This window comes from Kineococcus glutinatus, assembly GCF_039542765.1.
GTDB classification, from domain to species: Bacteria; Actinomycetota; Actinomycetes; order Actinomycetales; family Kineococcaceae; genus Kineococcus_A; species Kineococcus_A glutinatus.
In genome coordinates, this window is record NZ_BAABIL010000143.1 from 1 (window position 1) to 2,487 (window position 2,487).

Sequence of the window (2,487 nt, forward strand, 5' to 3'; positions counted from 1 at the left end):
CAGCACCGCGTCGGCCGGACCCGGCTCGTGCGGCAGCACGTTGTGCGCGACGACGACCGCCCGCGGGGCCGGGCCGGAGCCCGCGCGGGAACCGGCCAGCAGCGCCAGCAGCGCCGGCACCTGGAAGGGCACGACGTGGCCGAGCACGAGCAGCTCGCGCCCGGCCAGGCGGCGGCCGGTGCGCCACCAGGAGTCGGGGCGGTCCCAGCGCAGCGGGTAGGTGGTGCGGGCGAACAGCGGCACGTCCGGCAGGCCGCCCGGCGCGGTCAGCTCGCCCGGGTAGAGCCGCTGCGGGTAGAGCTTGGCCCAGGACACCAGCTCGGCGCCCGTCGCGGTCGGGTCGCCGGCCGGGTCACCCGCGCGGTCGCGGGCGTCCAGGCGGCGGGCCAGCTCCGTGGTGTGCGCCACGACGCCGCCCTTGGCCGGGTGCGCCGGCCCCACCACCGCCGTGCGCGGCCCGCGCCGCCCCGAGGTCGTGCCGGGGCGGCTCACACGCCGTCCCGGGAGCGCACCACGAGGTCCGCCAGCAGCGCCACCGACCCGATGAGCAGGCCGGACACCAGCAGCAGCACCGTGTTCGCCGGGAAGTAGAAGGGGTGGCGGACCATGTCGACGACCGCCTTGACGGCACCGGTGCCGAACACGAACAGCGCCAGCGGCATCAGCACGCGCAGCGGCTCGAAGTACATCACCATCCGCAGCACCTGCAGGATGTAGCGGTAGGCGTCCTTCACGAAGTGGAACTTCGAGCGCCCCGAGCGCTTGGCGTACTCGATCGGCACGTACTTCACGTCGTGCTGGTTGGACAGGAACGACAGCGTGATCGTCGTGACGCAGCTGAAGCCGGCGGGCAGCAGGCGCAGGTACGGCAGCGCCACGGCGCGGCGGAAGGCGCGCAGACCCGAGTTGAGGTCGGGGATCCGCTCGTTCGTCAACGTCTCCGCGACCTTGCGGATCACCCACTTGGCGGGCACCCGCAGGACCTTGTGCGAGCCCTCCTCGCTGGTGCGCGCGCCCACGACCTGGTCGTAGGAGTCGTCCTCCAGCAGCATCCGCACGAGCTCGGGGATGCGCTCGTTGGGGTAGGTGAGGTCCGCGTCCGTCCACACCACGATCTCGCCGCGGGCCATCTGGGTGCCGATGCGCCGGGCCGTGCCCGAACCGCCGTTGCGGCGGAAGGCCACCACCTGCACGTGCGGCATGACCCGCTCCGCCTCCCGCAGCACCGCCAGCGTGCCGTCGGTGGAGGCGTCGTCGATGGCCAGGACCTCGTAGGGCATCCCGTCGGCGTCCATCACGGCGGTGATCCGCCGCAGCTCCAGCAGGACGTTCTGCTCCTCGTTGTAGCAGGGCAGCACGATCGTGGCGACGACCGCCGCGGGCGCCTGCGCGGGGACGCCGGCGGGGACGCCTGCGGGGACGGGGACCGGGGCCGCGGGCGCGGCGGGGAGTTCGGGTGCCATGGCGATGGGGAGCCTAACCGCTGCGGCGGCCCCCCGGCCTCAGGCGGCCAGCCGCGCCGCCGTCGCCGCCGCACCGGACACCACCGGCAGCGCCACCTGCCGCACCGCCCGCCGCGGCGCCGCGTGCAGCTGGGCGCGGGCCACCCGGTGGCGCGCCGCCGGGGCGGCCGGGGCACCTGCGAGCTGGTGCACGACGGGCTCGCGGCGGCGCTGCTCGCGCACCCTCGACTCCTCCGCCTGCAGCTCCAGCTGGGCCGTGACGAGCAGGTCCGACAGGCGCAGGCCGAGGGCGGCGCAGATGGCGGCCAGCACCTCGCTGGAGGGCTCCTTGCGGCCCCGCTCGACCTCGGAGAGGTAGCCGAGGGACACGCCCGCCGCCTTCGCCACGTCCCGCAGGGTCCGGTTCCTGTCGCGCCGGGCGCTCCGCAGCGCCGCACCGAGCAGGGATCGCAGGAGCACCATGGGGAGACGTTAGGCGCTGGCACCGCCCGGCGCCCCGCCGTTCGCTCACAGCGTGCCGGCCCGGTCGGTCACGACGCCGGCGCCGGCGCGGCGTACAGCTCCACCGCGATGGCCTGCGCACCGTCCGGGCGCTCCTGGAGCACCCGCTCGTCCTCGCTGGTGCGCACGTGCGCCACCCGCCGCACCGCCGCCTGCGGCACCCCCAGCCGCACCAGCGACGCCGAACCCTCCGCCGCCACCAGCACCGGGCGCCCACCCGCCGCCCGGATGCGCGCCGCCGCCCGCCGCACCGCCGCCACCTCCACCGCCGTCGCCTCCGCCGAGCCCGGCGCCCCCGCCGACGTCGGCACCACCACGGACGCCGCCGGCACCCGGCACGTGACCCGCAGCACCTGCGGCCACTCGTTGCGGGCCCGGGCGTCCACCGCCAGCGCCACGTCCCCGGCGCGGAACGACGCGCAGGCCTGCGCCACCGCCCGCACCTGGCCGCGCTCGGTGCGCAGCCCCGGCGGCGTCCCCCGCCGCACGGTTCGGGCAGGAGGTGGTCGACGTGAGCGACGGA

At 76.5% G+C, this 2,487-nt stretch carries 2 protein-coding genes and 2 pseudogenes; all 4 read right to left on the reverse strand.

Going from position 1 to position 2,487, the window contains the following annotated elements; all coding sequences use genetic code 11:
• A pseudogene (locus tag ABEB16_RS06410) lies at positions 1 to 492 on the reverse strand (glycosyl transferase); the annotation flags it as partial.
• Positions 489 to 1,463, reverse strand: coding sequence for a glycosyltransferase family 2 protein (locus tag ABEB16_RS06415; protein ID WP_345711428.1), 975 nt, complete (start codon positions 1,461 to 1,463; stop codon positions 489 to 491). The pseudogene ABEB16_RS06410 and the gene ABEB16_RS06415, both read right to left, overlap by 4 nt.
• A gap of 39 nt (positions 1,464 to 1,502) precedes the next feature.
• Entirely contained in the window at positions 1,503 to 1,925 is a 423-nt protein-coding gene (locus ABEB16_RS06420; RefSeq protein ID WP_345711429.1) for a helix-turn-helix domain-containing protein, read from the reverse strand.
• Positions 1,926 to 1,993: 68 nt separating this feature from the next.
• Positions 1,994 to 2,487: pseudogene (locus tag ABEB16_RS06425) on the reverse strand (hypothetical protein); the annotation flags it as partial.

Excerpts from the sequence above, each read along its gene's own strand:
- ABEB16_RS06415 (WP_345711428.1), bottom strand. The coding sequence starts at position 1,463 with ATGGCACCCGAACTCCCCGCCGCGCCCGCGGCCCCGGTCCCCGTCCCC.
- ABEB16_RS06420 (WP_345711429.1), bottom strand. The coding sequence starts at position 1,925 with ATGGTGCTCCTGCGATCCCTGCTCGGTGCGGCGCTGCGGAGCGCCCGG.